The sequence below is a fragment of the Nocardia sp. NBC_01377 genome (assembly GCF_045040005.1).
Classification (GTDB): Bacteria; Actinomycetota; Actinomycetes; order Mycobacteriales; family Mycobacteriaceae; genus Nocardia; species Nocardia noduli.
Genome location: NZ_CP109566.1, coordinates 6,277,022 through 6,292,551 on the forward strand (window position 1 = coordinate 6,277,022; position 15,530 = coordinate 6,292,551).

At 67.3% G+C, this 15,530-nt stretch carries 16 protein-coding genes; 8 read left to right on the forward strand and 8 right to left on the reverse strand.

The window, feature by feature from the left end; all coding sequences use genetic code 11:
- Positions 1-3 precede the first annotated feature (3 nt).
- Positions 4-615 carry an LGFP repeat-containing protein gene (locus OG225_RS29060; protein ID WP_405178154.1) on the reverse strand — a complete coding sequence of 204 codons (612 nt, stop codon included), beginning with the start codon at positions 613-615 and terminating at the stop codon, positions 4-6.
- 192 nt (positions 616-807) lie between these two features.
- On the reverse strand, positions 808-2,214 hold the full coding sequence (locus OG225_RS29065) for a PhoH family protein (protein WP_405178155.1): 1,407 nt from the start codon (positions 2,212-2,214) through the stop codon (positions 808-810).
- 305 nt (positions 2,215-2,519) lie between these two features.
- On the opposite strand from OG225_RS29065, the gene OG225_RS29070 reads away from it, so the two are divergent.
- Entirely contained in the window at positions 2,520-2,792 is a 273-nt protein-coding gene (locus OG225_RS29070) for a hypothetical protein (protein ID WP_405178156.1), read from the forward strand.
- Between the two features lie 42 nt (positions 2,793-2,834).
- Here OG225_RS29070 and OG225_RS29075 read toward each other — a convergent pair whose 3' ends face one another.
- Both OG225_RS29075 and OG225_RS29080 read right to left on the reverse strand, forming a co-directional pair.
- The gene (locus OG225_RS29075) at positions 2,835-3,257 is read right to left on the reverse strand and encodes a limonene-1,2-epoxide hydrolase family protein (RefSeq protein ID WP_405178157.1); all 423 of its coding nucleotides are present in this window, start codon (positions 3,255-3,257) and stop codon (positions 2,835-2,837) included.
- Positions 3,254-4,000 carry a TetR/AcrR family transcriptional regulator gene (locus OG225_RS29080; RefSeq protein WP_405178158.1) on the reverse strand — a complete coding sequence of 249 codons (747 nt, stop codon included), beginning with the start codon at positions 3,998-4,000 and terminating at the stop codon, positions 3,254-3,256. The genes OG225_RS29075 and OG225_RS29080 overlap by 4 nt, the downstream gene beginning before the upstream one ends.
- Positions 4,001-4,116: 116 nt before the next feature.
- Between OG225_RS29080 and OG225_RS29085 the strand changes: the two genes are divergently transcribed.
- The 3 genes from OG225_RS29085 (at position 4,117) to OG225_RS29095 (ending at position 8,124) form a co-directional block, all read left to right on the forward strand.
- Positions 4,117-5,301 (forward strand): FAD-dependent monooxygenase, encoded by a 1,185-nt coding sequence (locus tag OG225_RS29085; RefSeq protein ID WP_405178159.1) that lies wholly within the window; start codon positions 4,117-4,119, stop codon positions 5,299-5,301.
- 118 nt (positions 5,302-5,419) lie between these two features.
- The gene (locus OG225_RS29090; RefSeq protein WP_405178160.1) at positions 5,420-7,390 is read left to right on the forward strand and encodes a hypothetical protein; all 1,971 of its coding nucleotides are present in this window, start codon (positions 5,420-5,422) and stop codon (positions 7,388-7,390) included.
- A complete protein-coding gene (locus tag OG225_RS29095) occupies positions 7,390-8,124 on the forward strand; it encodes an ESX secretion-associated protein EspG (protein ID WP_405178161.1) in 735 nt (244 codons plus the stop codon). Before OG225_RS29090 ends, OG225_RS29095 begins: the two co-directional genes overlap by 1 nt.
- 71 nt (positions 8,125-8,195) lie before the next feature.
- Here the strand turns inward: OG225_RS29095 and glyA are convergent, their stop codons facing one another.
- Complete coding sequence (glyA, locus tag OG225_RS29100) at positions 8,196-9,491, reverse strand: serine hydroxymethyltransferase (RefSeq protein ID WP_405178162.1); 1,296 nt, start codon at positions 9,489-9,491, stop codon at positions 8,196-8,198.
- Positions 9,488-10,069 (reverse strand): TetR/AcrR family transcriptional regulator, encoded by a 582-nt coding sequence (locus OG225_RS29105; protein ID WP_405178163.1) that lies wholly within the window; start codon positions 10,067-10,069, stop codon positions 9,488-9,490. The genes glyA and OG225_RS29105 overlap by 4 nt, the downstream gene beginning before the upstream one ends.
- A 120-nt stretch (positions 10,070-10,189) precedes the next feature.
- Between OG225_RS29105 and OG225_RS29110 the strand changes: the two genes are divergently transcribed.
- Both OG225_RS29110 and OG225_RS29115 read left to right on the forward strand, forming a co-directional pair.
- The gene (locus tag OG225_RS29110) at positions 10,190-10,639 is read left to right on the forward strand and encodes a PaaI family thioesterase (RefSeq protein WP_405178164.1); all 450 of its coding nucleotides are present in this window, start codon (positions 10,190-10,192) and stop codon (positions 10,637-10,639) included.
- Between the two features lie 19 nt (positions 10,640-10,658).
- Positions 10,659-11,099 carry a nitroreductase family deazaflavin-dependent oxidoreductase gene (locus OG225_RS29115; RefSeq protein WP_405178165.1) on the forward strand — a complete coding sequence of 147 codons (441 nt, stop codon included), beginning with the start codon at positions 10,659-10,661 and terminating at the stop codon, positions 11,097-11,099.
- A gap of 372 nt (positions 11,100-11,471) precedes the next feature.
- On the opposite strand, the gene OG225_RS29120 is transcribed toward OG225_RS29115, so the two are convergent.
- Positions 11,472-12,668, reverse strand: coding sequence for a DUF885 domain-containing protein (locus OG225_RS29120; RefSeq protein WP_405178166.1), 1,197 nt, complete (start codon positions 12,666-12,668; stop codon positions 11,472-11,474).
- A gap of 180 nt (positions 12,669-12,848) precedes the next feature.
- Between OG225_RS29120 and coaA the strand changes: the two genes are divergently transcribed.
- Positions 12,849-13,781 carry a type I pantothenate kinase gene (gene coaA, locus OG225_RS29125; protein WP_109527892.1) on the forward strand — a complete coding sequence of 311 codons (933 nt, stop codon included), beginning with the start codon at positions 12,849-12,851 and terminating at the stop codon, positions 13,779-13,781.
- Between the two features lie 56 nt (positions 13,782-13,837).
- Here coaA and OG225_RS29130 read toward each other — a convergent pair whose 3' ends face one another.
- The gene (locus OG225_RS29130) at positions 13,838-14,656 is read right to left on the reverse strand and encodes an isoprenyl transferase (protein WP_254190933.1); all 819 of its coding nucleotides are present in this window, start codon (positions 14,654-14,656) and stop codon (positions 13,838-13,840) included.
- A gap of 170 nt (positions 14,657-14,826) precedes the next feature.
- Here OG225_RS29130 and OG225_RS29135 point away from each other — a divergent pair, with 170 nt between their 5' ends.
- Positions 14,827-15,450: a hemolysin III family protein gene (locus tag OG225_RS29135; protein WP_216917869.1), complete on the forward strand. Its 624-nt coding sequence runs from the start codon at positions 14,827-14,829 to the stop codon at positions 15,448-15,450.
- Positions 15,451-15,530: the final 80 nt, after the last annotated feature.

Below are 15,530 nucleotides of genomic sequence, written 5' to 3' on the forward strand. Positions count from 1 at the left end.
GGCCTACTTCGGCGTGACGGTGATCTGGCCGTCCACCCAGGTGATGGTGCCTCCGGTGAAGGTCGACTGCTTGCCGCCGGGGATATCGGTCTCGTCGCTGGTGGGATAGCCGAGCGTGCCGTTCGCGCCGCCGTCGCTCTCCCACGCCTTGCGGATCTCGCCCCAGACGATGTGCGGGTCGCCTTCCTTCGCCTCGTAGATCGTGCCGCCCACGAAATCCTGGTACTCGCCGTCGTCGGGGCCGTTCTCCTGCGCTTCCGTCGGCGCGCCCAGCGGGCCGGTCGGACCGCCCGCGCCGACATACTTCTCGTAGATGTCGCCGGAGACCGTGACCTCGGTCCCGCCCTGGGTCGGGATCTTGGCCGACTCCGTCGACTCGCCGGTGGAGTCGACTCCCGTCGTCGCGGTCGCGGATTCGGCGCTGCGCGCGGTCTCGGAGATCTCCGATGGCGTGGTCGTGGCGCGCGCGGTCGTGGTCGTCACGGCCGCGGGCGCCGTGGTGCTCGCCGCGGAATTGGAATCGTCGTCGTCATCGCCGCATCCCGTGGTCAGCAGCAGTGTCGCGGCCATGAGCGCCGTGGTGTATCCAGCCGTGCGTCGAGCGAAGTGGTGCATGTCCATCCTCTCGAATTGGCTTCCGTGGCTTGTCGGGGCGCTCCTTCACGCGGTGCGTACCGCGCAGCCTAGGACGAGGTTCGGCAACGACCCGGCGAATCGTTACCGACTCACCGGGTCGTTGCCGAACAGCTATCGAGCGGTGACTACCCGCTCATTTGTGAGATGAAACACACCCTGGGCGTTTGCCCGTCAGGCGTTCGGGCCGTACTCCTCCAACATCTCGGTGACCAGCGCCGCGATCGGCGACCGCTCACTGCGGGTGAGGGTGATATGGGCGAAAAGGGGATGTCCCTTCAGCTTCTCGATCACCGCGGCGACGCCGTCGTGCCTGCCGACACGCAGGTTGTCGCGCTGGGCGACATCGTGGGTGAGCACCACCCGCGATCCGGTGCCCAGCCTGCTCAGCACGGTGAGCAGCACATTGCGTTCCAGCGACTGCGCCTCGTCCACGATCACGAACGAATCGTGCAGCGACCGACCTCGGATATGGGTCAGTGGCAGCACCTCGAGCATGTCGCGGCTGAGCACCTCCTCCATCACCTCGGCGGAGGCCAGCCCGTCCAGCGTGTCGAAGACCGCCTGGGCCCACGGGCCCATCTTCTCGCTCTCGCTGCCGGGCAGGTAGCCCAGATCCTGGCCGCCGACCGCGTAGAGCGGACGGAAGACCACCACCTTGCGCTGGGTACGGCGTTCGAGCACCGCTTCCAGACCCGCGGTGAGCGCGAGCGCCGATTTGCCGGTTCCGGCCTTGCCGCCGAGCGAGACGATGCCGATGCTCTCGTCCAGCAGCAGATCCAGGGCGATGCGCTGTTCGGCGGAGCGGCCGTGCAGGCCGAATGCCTCGCGTTCGCGCACCAATTGGACGCGTTTGTCCGGGGTCACCCGGCCGAGCGCGCTGGAACTGGAACCGAGCAACCGGATTCCGGTGTGGCAGGGCAGTTCCCTCGCCTGGTCCAGATCGATGATCGATTCGGAATAGATCTGGTCGATCTGCGCGGTGGCGACATCGATTTCGACCATTCCGGACCAACCGGAGGTGATCACGTCCTGGGCGTGGTACTCGTCGGCCTGCAAACCGACGGCACTGGCCTTGACGCGCAACGGGATATCTTTGGACACCATGACGACTTCGCGGCCCTCCGCCGCGAGATTGAGCGCACAGGCCAGGATGCGAGAGTCGTTGGTGTCGGTGCGGAAGCCGACCGGAAGGACCGTAGGGTCGGTGTGATTGAGTTCCACCTGCAGTGTTCCGCCCTCGGTGCCGATCGGCACCTGCTGGTCGAGCCTGCCGTTCTGCACACGCAGATCGTCCAGGTTGCGCAGGGCTTCCCGCGCGAACCAGCCCAGTTCGTGGTGGTGGCGTTTGCCTTCGAGTTCGCTGATGACGACCAGCGGTAACACGACGTCGTTCTCGCCGAACCGGGTGTAGGCCCAGGGATCGGAGAGCAGGACCGAAGTGTCGATGACGAACGTCTTGGCACCGGACGAAGCGGAGAGCGAGGGGCTTACTCCCTTGGGATCAGAAGTGACAGCGGCGCCTTTCCCGGTTTTACGGGAGGTCGCCGAGGGAGCGGAAACGGAGCGTGCAGCAGTCACGGTGGGCTCCTTGTTTGTCCGTGCGGCACCCGCGCGGACGATCTCGCTGGACCGGTCCGTCCTGATGGGTTCGACTCGAGTCAGAACCCACGAGGGCCGGGTGCCGGCCCCCTCGCACTGAGTAGCTCAGTCACGGTCAGGACCTCCCGTACGAACCACAACGACGCGGCCCGCATCATCGACGCTACCGCCGACTACCCGTTCTCCGCTCCCGGAGCGGTAGGCATGTCGGTGAAGATCCCGTTAACGGGCATCGGCACGCCGGTCGTAGCCGCAGGTCAGCACAGCCCGTTAGAGTCGAAGTCATGTCCGATCACGAGGAACTCGAGAAGCTGTCGTCCAAGGAATTGCACGACCGCGCGGTGAAACTGGCGGTACGCCACGGGGATGTGAAGTTCCTCTGGCGTCTGCTCACCTCGATCCCGGCCGCGGAGGCGGCGGCGGGCAATGTCGGCGAGAGCGAGGCCGACATCAAATGGGTCGTCCCGATGATCGACGACTACTTCCACGCCGGCGACGGTGATATCGCCGACATGCTGCGCCCGTTCTACCTGGAATACCTCACCGGGCGTGCCTGAACAGCGCGGGCCGGGCTCCACGCCCGACCCGTCGCGAACCGATCAGCGGCGACCGAGGACCGCGCGGACGAGTCCGACCACGGTGCCCCTGATGAAGTTCTCGAACGAGAAGTGGTCGTGCCATAGCACGATTCGACCGCCGCGCAATTCGAACGTGCCGGTCACCCAGAACGCGATGCGCACCGGTCCGAAGATCAGTATGTCGGTGCGGTCGGTGAGGACGATATCGCCGTCGGCGGCGATGTGATGGATCTCCGCGGCGAACCCGACCTGATCGCGGCTGAGCCCGCGCAACAGTCCGCCGACCCGCTTGACGCCGCGCACATCTGGCAGCGAGGTGTTCTTCCACACGATCTCGGGATCGAGCAGTTCCAGTGCTTCGCCGACGGCCCCGATTTCCAGGGCGGCGAAGAATTCGCGCACGGTGGTGATCGAGTCCTGCTGCAGTTCGAGTTCTTCGGTCATGCTCCGACGATAGGCTGCCGCGCGTCGCGACGGCGCGCGATATGGACGCCCAATCCGTCGAGGATGCGGTCGATACCGAAGCTCAACGCGCCGTCGCCGCCCGCCGCCGCCCCCGCCTCCGCGTAGGCCGCGCTCGCCACCGGATAGCGCTGGGCCGCCGCCTCGCGCATCTCGGCCAGTTGCGCCGCGATGCTGTCCTGGAAATCCTGCGGACCCGCGGCGAGCACCTGCTGCGCCAGACCGCGCGCGTGGCCTGCCAGCATGGCGATGGTGTCGAGGCGTTCGGACGTGGTCAGGCCGGAATCGGCGAGGTCGAGCAGCGCGACCTCCATCCACGCCATCTCGTTCGGGCCGACGGGCCGCGCGCCGACGGCGAGTTCCAGGGCCCACGGGTGGGCGCTGAAACGCTCGTAGAGCGATTCGCACCATCGGCGCAGGCCGACGCGCCACGGCTCGCCGGCCGGATTCCGGTCGACGGCGGCGATCTCGGGGGGCGCGCCCAGCGCCGAGTCGAGCATCAGCGCGGTCAACTCCGCTTTACCGGGAACGTAGCGATACAGCGACATCTTCGTGAAGCCGAGCCCTTGCGCGAGGCGCTGCATGGACAGTTCGGCCAGTCCGTCGACGTCGGCGATGGCGACGGCCTCCGCGACGATGCCCTCGAGCGTGAGCGCCGGTTTGGGTCCGCGTTTCGGCCGCTGCCGGGTGCCCCACAGCAGTTCGACGGTGGTCGGTTGCGCCATCCGAATCCTTTCCGTGGATGCCTTGACTCTCGAACTGTGTCTACCATACTCTAATTCGTGTCCATTGGAAACAGATTCCATCGGACACAGATTGTGACCCCCGTGGAGGCACCCCAATGCACACCAAGAACGTCCTCATCTCCGGCGCCGGCATCGCCGGACCGGCCTTGGCCTACTGGCTCGACCGCTACGGCTACGCGGTGACCGCCGTCGAGCGCGACCCCGCGCCGCGCCCAGGCGGTCAGGCGGTCGACTTCAAGGGCGCCACGCACCGGACCGTGCTCGAGCGAATGGGCATCTGGGAGGAGATCCACGCCCGTCGCACCGGCACCACCGACACCGTGTTCCTGGACGAACACGGCGAGCGCCTGGCCTTCATGTCCGGCGATTTCACCGGCGGCGATGTGGAGATCCTGCGCGGCGATCTGTCACGGATCATGTACGAGCGGACGGCGGCGCGCTGCGACTACGTCTTCGGCGACACCGTCACCGCGCTCACCGACACCGGGGACGGCGTACGCGTGGAATTCGAACGCGGCGCGGCCCGCACCTTCGACCTCGTCTTCGGCGCGGACGGCATCCACTCCAGGGTGCGACGCCTCGCCTTCGGACCGGAACGGGAGTTCGTCCGGCATCTCGGCCACTACTACTGCGTGGCGGGCGCGAGTCCGTGGAGCACGACCGACGCGGGTTCGCGCGAACGGGCGACCGCCCACGGCTACAACACGCCGGGACGACTGGCCGTCAGCGGCGGACCGAAAGCCCAGCAGCTCTACCTCTTCACCGCACCCGAACTCGACTACCAACGAGACGACGTGGAAGCCCAGCGCCGCATCGTCACCGAGGCCTACGCGGGCCTGGGCTGGCAGGTGCCCCGCATGCTGGAGGAGATGTCGGCGTTCGACGATTTCTACCTCGACTCGCTCAGCCGCGTCGACATGGCGAAATCCGGCTACACCCGGGGCCGGGTCGCGCTGGTCGGCGACTCCGGATACGGGAATACGCTCGGCGGCTTCGGAACCGGGCTCGCCGTGGTCGGCGCGTATGTGATCGCGGGCGAACTCGCGCTGCGCGACGATCACACCGTCGCCTTCGCGAACTACGACGCGATCATGCGCCGCTACGCCAAGATCGCCGGGCGCAGCAACGCGGGCCGGTTCCTCGCGCCGAAGACCGGCTACGGAATCGCGCTGCGCAACCGGTTCCTCGAATCACCGCTGTGGCGGCTGATGTCGAAGTACTCCGACGACGCGAGCAACGATATCGAGTTGCGTGACTCCCCCCAGCTCGTCGCGCGCTAGTCCCCTCCCCGGGCCGTCGATTCCGCCGCGCAGGTGGATCGACAGTGTTTCGATGGAACCGAGCCGGGTGCGGGTGCGTCTATATCGTCAGACCGCACCGACGGAAGGGACAACCGCCATGAGACCGATCGACGGCCGGGCGATCACGAATCCCGAGAACGCGCAGAGCTTTTCCCACGCCGAGATCAAACAGGCCGCCGAACAGATGGACCCGGACGGCCTGGTCGGGGCGGTGGACGCCTGGACGACCATCGCGACGGCGGTGACCAGGGCGGGCCAGCAATTCGAATCGGCCGCGGGAAAGGCGGTGGACCAGCGGTGGGAGGGCGCGGCGGCCGACGCGGCCGTCGGCGGTCTGCGCCGGTACGTCACCCGGCTGGCCGAATTCGGCGATGCGCTACAGCGGCAAACGGTTCCGCTCGAGGCAGCGGGGAACGCGGCGGCTCGGTTCAAAGCCGCGATTCCCGAAGTAGGTGACGGCTCGGGTGGTTCCACCGCTCCCGAGGTGCGCAATGCCAGCGAAGAACAGGCCCGCGACGACATGGTCGCCTATTACATCCAGCCCTACGGTGCGGCCGCTCAGGAAATTCCGCCGCTCCCCGCGGTGGTCGATCCGATCGGGGGCGGTATCGGGACCTCGAACGGACTGTTCGGATCCGGTAGCGGACCGCACGATTCGAGTGGTGGTGCGCCGGGCGGTCCCATCGGGGCAGGCGGTACCGGTGCGGCGGAGCACTCGGGCACCTCGGGCACGTCCGTAGGTAGCGGCGCCGTGGGCACTCCGGGAGGTCTCGGTGCGATAGGCACGGGCTCAGTCGGTGCGACAGAAAACGTTGACACGGCGGGCACGTCCACCGGTGCCGGTACCGCTGGCGCAGCGGGAAACTCGAGCTCGGCAAGCGGTTCCGGCGTTACCGGTGCGTCAGGTGATTCCGGCGGAGCGGGTGCGCCGAGCAGCTCCGGCGGAGCGAACGCCTCGGCCAACTCGAGCGCGTCAGGAATCTCCGGCCTGATGGGTACACCGGGCGACTCCAACACCACGGGCACGCCGGGGAACTCCGGAGGAACAGGTGCGCCAGGCGGCACCGGCACTACGGGGAACAGCGCCGAGCTGGCGAGCGGTGGCTCGGGCGGCGGAAGTGCCGGAAGCAACGGCAATGCCGCGACGCCGGGCGGTTCCGGCGGCACCGGCGCAGCAGGCGGCACAGGCACAGCGGGCGGCGCCAACGGCTCGGCGGCATTCGGGGGTGGTGAGGCGGGGACCTCGGCGGCGGGTGAGAAGCCGGCCGCGAGTACCTCGACCGGAGCCGCGGCCGCCCAATCGGCTACGTCAGACGCACCTCCCGGGTCGGGGACACCGGCGGCGGCACAAACCGCAGCACCGCAGACCTCGGCACCACCGACGGCCGCACCGCAGGCGGCAGCACCGGTGACGCAGGCGCCTCAGACCACCGCACCGATAGCAGCGGCGCCTCAGACCGCCGCACCGGTGAGTGCCGCAGCACCCTCCGCCACACCACCGACCTCGACACCGCCGACCTACGCACCACCGACCTACGCACCACCGACCTCAGCTCCACCGGCCTACGCACCACCGGCTTCGGCAGCGCCTACCTACTCCCCGCAACCCCTCGCCCCTCAACCGGTGCCGCACACCCCGTTCTCCGGCAGCGCGCCCGGCGTCGGCTCCACCGCCGGTGTGCCGACCTACACCCCGTTCAATCCCGGAACACCGCAGTTCACGGCGAACGCGCCGAGTGAAACCGCACCTGGTGCATCCGGCCGATCGGATACCTCCGCCTCGCACAATCCGAACGCGGCGCCGAATTCGGGCGCGCAACCGCGACCCGGTGTTTCGGTGCCCGCCCAACCGGCGGCGCAGTCGGCGCAGCCCGCTGCCCCGGCGGCCGTCCCGGCCCGGCCGGTCGTTCCCGGTGGCGCGGGATACGCGGGCATGATGACTCCGCGCGTCAAGCCGGAGGAGGACGGTGAGCATCGATCACCGCGGTATCTGCGCAGCGAGGAACACGCGACCGAACTCCTCGGCGAGGTGGAGCGGACCGTCCCGCCCGCGATCGGAGCCCAGTGATGTCACAGTGGACGCTGTCCGCCGAACAGTTCGCGGCGGCCTGGTTCGGCACCGGGCTGGATCGGTTGCCGTTCCCGTTCCGATTCACCAGCCGCTTCCCCGGGATGCGCGAATACCAGGAATACCAGGAGCAATTCCGCTCCGAACTAGCCCGCGACGATCACGTCCCCCTGCATCGGGCGCTACGGGTCCTGAGTCATCCGGAGTGGCGCGTGGAACTGTTCGGCGTCGACGATCGGCGCGACGGTGTCGAGATCCGCGGCGTCGCGGGCGCGACCCGGACCGGGGCGGGGGTGATCGCCGTCCAGAATCCGGCGGCCGACGGCGGCAAGGTACGGCTGCGGCGATGTCGCGGCGACCAGCTCGCCGCCGAATTGATCAGGGCGCTGCCCGATCCGCCACCGGGCACCGCGCTGGAGAAGACCTACCTGCTCGATGATCTCGCCACCGATCGCCCCGACCCGTTCGACAACGATCCGGCGCGCGCGGTGCAGGAACGCTATCGCCGTTTCTGGCGTCAGCCCTCGACCACACGGGGTACGGCGACGGTGCTGCGCGGCCCGCGCAACGGTGACGCGCAGCGCATGGGCCGAATCCGATGGATCGACACCGAGGACGGTCGCTATTGCGAGATACCCGCCAACCGCGCGTTGATGATCCGGCCCGCTACCGGCGCCGACATCACCCGCTACCTGAACGAGACGATCGTCCGGGCACGAGCCAGGACGTCGTAACGCGGAAACGACATCGCCCGCACGGGTTTCCGGGCGGGCGATCATCGAGCGGAAAGCGGAGGGGCGGAAGCTCAGCCGAGCAGGTGCCAGTCCTCGAGGCCCTGGTACAGCGGAACCGACTGCGCCAGTTTCGATACCCGCCCACGCAGAGTCTCGGTATCGGAGCCACCGGCCAACGCGGTACCGATGATGTCGGCGACCTCGGTGAATTCGGCATCACCGAAACCACGGGTGGCCAGCGCGGCGGTGCCGATACGAAGCCCGGAGGTCACCATCGGCGGGCGCGGGTCGAACGGAACAGCGTTGCGGTTGACCGTGATCCCGACCTCGTGCAGCAGATCCTCGCCCTGCTGACCATCGAGCTGGGAATTACGCAGATCCACCAACACCAGATGCACGTCGGTGCCGCCGGTGAGCACGCTGATGCCCTTACCCGCCACGTCCGCGCCGGTCAGACGCTCGGCCAGGATCTTGGCCCCGGACAGCGTGCGTGCCTGACGGTCCCGGAACTCCGCACCCGCGGCGATCTTGAACGCCACGGCCTTGGCCGCGATCGCGTGCATGAGCGGGCCGCCCTGCTGGCCCGGGAACACCGAACTGTTGAGCTTCTTGGCGAATTCCTGCTTGGCCAGGATCAGACCCGAACGCGGACCACCCAGGGTCTTGTGCACCGTCGAGGAGACCACGTCGGCGTACGGGACCGGGGAGGGATGCAGACCCGCGGCGACCAGCCCGGCGAAATGCGCCATGTCGACCCACAGGTACGCGCCGACCTCGTCGGCGATCTCACGGAACGCCGCGAAATCCTGGTGCCGCGGATACGCCGACCACCCCGCCACGATCACCTTCGGACGCGCCTCGAGGGCGATCTTGCGCACCTCGTCCATGTCGACGCGGTGATCTTCCTTGCTCACCCCGTAGGAGTGGACCTCGTACAGCTTGCCGGAGAAGTTCAACCGCATGCCGTGGGTCAGGTGACCACCGTGCGCCAGGTCCAGACCGAGCAGCTTCTCACCCGGGTTCATCAACGCCATCAGCACCGCGGCGTTGGCCTGGGCACCCGAATGCGGCTGCACGTTGGCGAAATCGGCGCCGAACAACTCCTTGGCGCGATCACGGGCCAGAGTCTCCACCACGTCGACGTGCTCGCAGCCGCCGTAGTAGCGCCGACCGGGGTAACCCTCGGCGTACTTGTTGGTCAGGACGCTGCCCTGCGCCTGGAGCACCGCACGCGGCACGAAATTCTCCGAAGCGATCATTTCCAGGGTGTCACGCTCGCGCGCGAGTTCACCCGCCATCGCGGCAGCGAGCTCCGGATCGAGCTCACCGAGAGACTGGGTATTGACAGAGGCGGTCGTCTGCGTCACGGCCTCAGTGTATGGGCCGCGCGCGGCGCTTCGAGCATGGGCCCGATATTGACCAGCACATCATCGAGCGGTCGGGTGGATTTCATGGCTCGGGATTGGACGATCGCCCCTTCCAGGGCGCTGATCACGAATCCGGCGAGCGAATCGGCGCGCTCCCCCGGCACTCCCGCCCCGGTCAGCGCGACAGCCAGTCGCGCGGTCCAGTCCGCGAATGCCGCACCCGCCGCGGCCTGCACATCCGGTTCGGATTCGGCGAGCGCCGCGCCGACGACCGGGCAGCCCGCGGTATAGCCGCTGGATTCCAGTGCCCGCTTCCACCAGTCGACGAGCGCCGCGAGCCACTGGCGCGGCGTTCCCGTCGCGGTGACCATGTCGATGACGGTGGCCATCCGCGCTCCCGCCACCTTCGTCGCCGCCTCGACCAGTTCGCCCTTTCCCGAGGGGAAATGCTGGTACAGCGAATTGCGCGAGGCCCTGCTGCGGTCGAGCAGCGCGGACAGGCCCGCGCCGTGCACACCCTGTTCCCGCACGAGTTCGATCGCGCCCTCGATCAGCCGGTCACGTGGCCCAGCCGCCATATCGCCTCCACAGTCGTGTCCACCTCGGTCTCGCCACGCCGACAGGTTGCGTGAACCGATCGGTCCATGCTGCAATTATGGCAGACATGGACCGATCGGTTCATCGAAAGGACGGGATTGATGACGACCACCGGAATCGACTACTCGGCACTGTCCGGCCTCGACATGCTGCGAACCGCCATGGCGATGGAAGACCGTCCGCCCTACATCGGCGATCTGCTCGGCATGGAAGTCGACGCACTCGAGCACGGTCGCGCCGTGTTCGCGCTACAGACCCGCCCCGATTTCGCCAATCCCCTCGGCACGACCCACGGCGGCATCTGCGCGACCCTGCTGGATTCGGTGATGGGCTGTGCGGTGCACACCACCCTCGACGCGGGCGTCGGCTACACGACACTGGAACTGAAGGTGAACTACATCCGCTCCGCCCCCACCGACGGCCGCCGCCTCACCGCCACCGGAACCACCATCCATGTGGGCCGAACCACCGCGACCGCCGAGGGGCGCGTCGTCGACGAGCAGGGTCGCCTGGTCGCCCACGGCACCACGACCTGCGTCGTCTTCCGCTGATCCGACGATCGGAAAACCCATGAGCGACAACACGACTCTGCGCAAATTCAAGCGCGAACGATTCATCGGCCGCTACCTCGCCAACCCCGCCGTCCGACTGCTCGACCGGATCGGCGTGCGCTCGGCGCTGCTCGCGGAACTGGAGACCACCGGCGCGAAAACCGGCGCGCCCCGCCGCGTCCCGGTCACCGTCTCGATCGACGACGAGGGCGCGTGGGTGATCTGCCAGCACGGGCCGCGCGCGGGCTGGGCCCGCAATATCGCCGCCGATCCACGGGTCAGACTGCGCCACGGCGATATCTGGCGCACCGGCACCGCGGCGTTCGTCCCCGACGACGATGTCGTCGCCCGGGCTCGCACCTTCGCGGGCGGCAGGTTCGGCAAACCCGCGACGGCGTGGGCGACCAAGGCGCTGGAAACGGATCCGATTTCGGTGCGCATCACCTTCACACCGTCCTGACCTGGACATATATCCGATATCGGCCCGCGGACGCACTCTTCGACGCCGCGACTAAGGCCGATTTCCGCCGATATCAGAGATTCGGTTATCCGGCAGCACAACCGATTTCATACTGTGACATCTGATAGTCGGGCGCATGTGACATTATCTCCAGTCAGATGGACGGCACTGTCCACCTGACACATCCGAGGAAGACAACATGCTGCTCAATTTCATCGCTGCCTCGCCGATCGAAGCACTGCTGAAGGCGTTGCTCCAGTCCACCTGTTCGTTGTCCGGCGGCGGAGCCGCGTGCGCCAACTGGTAATCCCGGCCACAACCTGAGAAGACTTCACCTACCGGCCCCGCCGCATCGCGACGGGGCCGATTCGTCTATATGGCCCGGACCGCGCCCGGGGTGAGTGGTTCATCGAGCAGACGCCGGAAGCGGTCGGCGCGCTCGTCCGCGTCCCCCGCCCGGTCCAGCCAGCCGCCGAGCAGCCGATAGCCCTCCACGTAGGTGCTGATGTAGGCGCGCCACAGCGGCGAGGACAGGAAGCGCAGCGACTGGCGCGCACGGTCCGGGGTCAACATGTTCCAGCGTTGCAGGAATTCGGCGACCTCGGTCTCGTCGCGGTGCTGATCGTGCAGCAGCAGCGCGGCGTCCTGGCGCACACCGAGTAGATCCGCCGACGCGGTCGCCAGCCGTTCGGCGCGCTCACCGTCGAATCGCAGCCCCAGATCGACGTAGATCTCCTGCGCCCACCGACCCCACCCCGGACCGACTATCGAGCGCAGCGCGAGATCGGCGAGCCCTTCGGCCATCAGGCACTGCGGGGTGTTCACCAGGAACAGCGTCTGCTCGGCTTGGCCCGCCGCCACCAGTCCGGCCTCTTTGCGGCAGTGCTCGGTGTGATGGCCCGGGTAGGCCTCGTGCGCGATCAGATGCGGCAGATTCGCCATGTGCTGTTTGAGGTCGGAGTTGATCGCGACCTTGGAATGACAATTGCCGAGGTAGTAGTTGAATCCCGACCACGGCTTGTCACCGACCACCTCGTAGGTGACATGTTCGTGGTCGGGCAGCGGGTAGCGCTCACGCACCAGTTCGCGCAGCGCGCCGGAGAACGCGTCGACGCACGCCTGCAACCGTTCCGGCGGAATCTCGTCGGCCCGGCGGTGCGCGGCGACCCGCTCGGCCAACGGACCCTCGCCCGCCAGCACCTCGTCCATCCGCCGGTGCGCGTCGCGGTAGTCGTCGATATCCCCGGGGGCGATCTCGACATCGAAATAGGCGCGCACCTCGTCGACGAATCCGATCGATTCCTCGGCGAACTTGCGCCCCGAGCATTCCAGCGCCCGCAGATGGACATCGAGGAATTCGGTGCGCTCGGGCGCGAGTCTCGCCTCGGGCAGTGCCGCGCGCAGGTCCGCGGCCCGGCGCGCCAGTTCGCTCGGCTGCGGCGGCGGCGCGTTCTCCACCTCCCTGCGCAGGACCGGATCACCGGTATAGGCGTCGACGAAACCCTCTTCCAAGCGATCGAAGGCCAAGCCGAGACGCAGGTACTCGATCACCAGCGGATGCGCATCCATGGTCGCCACATTAGTGGGGAGAACGCCCGGTATCGACTCGGTTACCGACGGGTAGCAAGACCCCGTGTGCCACACATTGTTGATGCGGAGGACAATTCGGCCATGCGGCGAGAGCTAGACCGAATCTCACAGCGTCCATACCCATTGTGTGGGTGTTTGCGGAAATGGAGCGTCGGGTAAGTGGCACGAATGAGCGAGCCGAGCCCCTATGTGGAATTCGACCGGAAGCAGTGGCGAACGCTGCGCAAATCGACTCCGCTGGTGCTCACCGAGGAAGAACTGATCGGCCTGCGCGGTCTCGGCGAACAGATAGATCTCGAAGAAGTCGCCGAGGTCTACCTTCCCCTCGCTCGACTCATCCACCTGCAGGTGGCGGCACGTCAGCGGCTGTTCGCGGCGACCGCGACCTTCCTCGGGGAAAAGCATCCGGACAAGCAGGTGCCGTTCGTGATCGGCGTCGCGGGCAGTGTCGCGGTCGGAAAATCCACCACGGCCCGTGTTCTCCAGGCATTGCTGGCGCGATGGGATCATCACCCCCGTGTGGATTTGATCACAACCGACGGATTCCTTTATTCCACCGCGGAACTGACCCGACGCGGGATAATGCACCGCAAAGGTTTCCCGGATAGCTACGACCGCCGTAAACTCCTGCGTTTCGTCACCGAGGTGAAATCCGGCGCCGCCGAAGTGTGCGCACCGGTGTATTCACATATCTCCTACGACATCGTGCCGGGCAAGCTGCACTGCGTACGCCAGCCCGACATCCTGATCGTCGAAGGCCTCAATGTGCTGCAAACCGGTCCGCGCCTGATGGTTTCGGATCTGTTCGACTTCTCGATCTACGTCGACGCGCGCATCGAGGATATCGAGAAGTGGTATGTGCAAAGGTTTCTCGCGCTGCGCGCGACCGCCTTCGCCGCCCCGAACGCGCACTTCCACCACTACGCGGGCTTCGACGACGCGCAGGCGACCGCGGCGGCACAGGAGATCTGGCATTCCACCAACCGCCCGAATCTCGTGGACAACATCCTGCCCACCCGCCCGCGCGCCACTCTCGTCCTGCGCAAGGACGCCGATCACTCCATCAACCGCCTGCGACTGCGCAAACTGTGATCTCCACGCGCACAGCGTGATCCATGTCCGCCGCGTACACGCGCCGAATCCCGGTGTCACACCCCGAATCGGCGGTGCCGCGCGGCGTAATCGCGGAGGGCACGCAGGAAGTCGACGCGGCGGAACTCCGGCCAGTAGGCCTCGGTGAACCAGATCTCGGAATAGGCGCTCTGCCACAACAGGAAACCGGACAGCCGCTGCTCACCGGAGGTGCGGATGACGAGGTCCGGGTCCGGTTGCCCCGAGGTGTAGAGATGCTGGCCGATCGCGTTGACGGTGATCGACTGCACCAGATCCTCACCGGTCTCGCCCGCCGCCATCTCCAGGCGCATCAGTTTGCGGACCGCGTCGGTGATCTCCTGGCGACCGCCGTAGCCGACAGCGACGTTCACGTGCACACCGTCGCGTCCGTCGGTGCGTTCGGCCGCGGTACGCAGACGTTTGGCGATGAGTTCGGGAAATCCGTCGAGCGTACCGACGATGCGCACGCTCCAGTTCTGTTCCGGGGCCGACAGTTCCTCGACCACGTCGGTGATGACCTCGAAGAGGGTTTCCAGTTCCTCGGGGTCGCGTTGCAGATTCTCGGTCGAGAGCAGGTAGACGGTGACCATCTCGATGCCCTCGTCGGCACACCAGCCGACGAGTTCGGCGATTTTCAGCGCGCCGACACGGTGGCCGTGGCTCACATCGGTGAAACCGTTCTCCCGAGCCCAGCGGCGATTGCCATCACACATCACCGCGACGTGCCGGGGGTGCTGTTTGCCGGCCAGCTGCTTGGACAGCCGCGCCTCGTAGATGCGGTAAGGCAGACCACGCACCTGACTCGGAAGCTCCACGGCGTCCAACAGTACGCCCCACGACCACGAGCCGAGCATCGACCGCGTTTCCTCGGCGCAGTAGCCGAACGCACCTAACTTACGGTACCGTAGGTTACTCACGGGTCACCCAGGAGGTAGCTTTGTCCGAATCAGTCGGTGCCGTCGACGCGGCGCCGGTCGGCGCGCACCCGAGTGAACGGCTGGTCGACGCACTGGTCAAACCGCGGATGCGGGGCTGGATCCACACGTGGGCGGTCGGTATCGCCGCCGTCGCCGTCATCGCCCTCGTCGCGAAGGCCGCCACCATTTCGGCGACCGCGGGCTGGTCGACGCTGATCTACGGCCTCACCGTCTGCGGACTGTTCGGAATCAGCGCGATCTATCACCGGGTGACCTGGAAATCTCCCGGCACCCGCATCCGGATGAAACGCGCCGACCACTCGATGATCTTCCTGTTCATCGCTGGCAGTTACACGCCGTTCGCCCTGCTCGGACTGCCCGGAAGCACCGGACGGACCCTGCTCGCCGTGGTGTGGGCTGGAGCGCTCGCCGGTGTCGCGCTGAAACTGCTCTGGCCGACCGCACCGCCGTGGGTCGGGGTACCGCTGTATCTGCTGCTGGGCTGGGCGGTCGTGCCGGTGGCCGGTCGCCTGCACGACCAGGTCGGGCTCGCCCCGCTGATCCTGCTGCTCGTCGGCGGGCTCGTCTACAGCGCGGGCGCGATCCTCTACGCCACCAAATGGCCCAATCCCTGGCCCGAGGTCTTCGGGCATCACGAGTTCTTCCACGCGGCGACGGTGCTGGCGGCGCTGTGCCACTACATCGCGATCTGGCTGGTCGTCCTGCGCTGAACCGGACCGCACCGTGACCGGAATACCTCGCGACCGAGTGCTGCCCGCACCGAAACGCGCGTCGAAAACGCGAGTGCCAC